This is a genomic window from Autumnicola edwardsiae (assembly GCF_031846505.1).
Lineage (GTDB): Bacteria > Bacteroidota > Bacteroidia > Flavobacteriales > Flavobacteriaceae > Autumnicola > Autumnicola edwardsiae.
Genome location: NZ_JAVRHP010000258.1, coordinates 1 through 1,012, shown reverse-complemented (window position 1 = coordinate 1,012; position 1,012 = coordinate 1). Strand labels below are relative to the sequence as shown.

The window sequence follows — 1,012 nt, the reverse complement described above, 5'->3', positions numbered from 1 at the left end:
TTGACCGTAGAGAACATTGTTTTTGATAAGGATGAACTCTATTTCGTTATCGAGATTGAAAATACTTCTACAATGGATTACGATTTGAATTTCTTGAACCTATCAGTTGAAACTCGACAAAAAGGAAAAAGAAAATCATTGCAACGGCTCTATCAAGAACCGATATATAAACATAATCTGCCGTCCAAGATTATGGAAAATGAAACGGCTCGCTTTGTTTATGTATTATCCAAATTTTCATTATCTGATGACCGGAGGGCAATTTTGGAATTGAATGAAAAGAATGGCGAACGAAATATAAAAATGAAACTATCGCATAGGTATATTAATAACCCAAATTAATACTGATATGAAAAAATTTGTTGTTTTCTCGCTCATAGCGCTGTTACTTTCTTGTGCTGATTCTGAAACTAAAATCTCGGGGCCAAGTGCCACAGCCCAAATTGTTATTGAAAGCTTTTATGAAAAAGATGAAGAAACTTTAAAGGCTAACTCAACACCACAGGCATATTCTAACTATATGAATACTATAAATATGTTTAATGCTACGGTAAAGGATGATTCCAACTTTACTGTTTTGCAGGATACGATTATGGGGAACGTGGCTTGGGTAAAATATACCACAGCTTATGATAAAACGCCTGGTGTTTTTAAACTGGTTAAACAGGAAGGCAAATGGCTGGCTACCGCAAGAGGTTCAAAGGATAAAGCGCCTTTTTAATAGAGTTTTCTATTTTTCATCGAGGTTGATTTCCCAAGAGCCTCTTGTATCACCGTGACGGACTAAAAAACCTTTATTTTTGATAGCTGTAATGTGCTTACCAACGGCAAATTCATTAATAGCCAAAGCTGAAGGACAAATATTGTTCTTCAACCTGTCTTTAATTTTTAACTGGTCACCGTCGCATCAGCCAAACCGAAAGTGTTCTCTTCCTTATCAATACCGATCTAGATAATGCCACCTTCACGATAATTCAGAAATGCAATTACCTCTTTTCAAGTCCATCGGATA

At 35.8% G+C, this 1,012-nt stretch carries 3 protein-coding genes; 2 read left to right on the top strand and 1 reads right to left on the bottom strand.

Annotated features, from left to right (window positions below; genetic code table 11):
- Positions 1–342: DUF4138 domain-containing protein (locus RM529_RS17515; protein WP_311486020.1), on the top strand; the 342-nt coding region annotated here is incomplete at its 5' end.
- A 7-nt stretch (positions 343–349) separates the two neighbouring features.
- Positions 350–721 carry a hypothetical protein gene (locus RM529_RS17510; protein ID WP_176619458.1) on the top strand — a complete coding sequence of 124 codons (372 nt, stop codon included), beginning with the start codon at positions 350–352 and terminating at the stop codon, positions 719–721.
- Between the two features lie 9 nt (positions 722–730).
- Here the strand turns inward: RM529_RS17510 and RM529_RS17505 are convergent, their stop codons facing one another.
- Positions 731–874, bottom strand: coding sequence for a hypothetical protein (locus RM529_RS17505; RefSeq protein WP_229418428.1), 144 nt, complete (start codon positions 872–874; stop codon positions 731–733).
- Between the last annotated feature and the right edge of the window lie 138 nt (positions 875–1,012).

What these genes read in the sequence shown, in the direction of transcription:
- RM529_RS17510 (WP_176619458.1), top strand. Translation starts at nt 350, where the DNA reads ATGAAAAAATTTGTTGTTTTCTCGCTCATAGCGCTGTTACTTTCTTGT.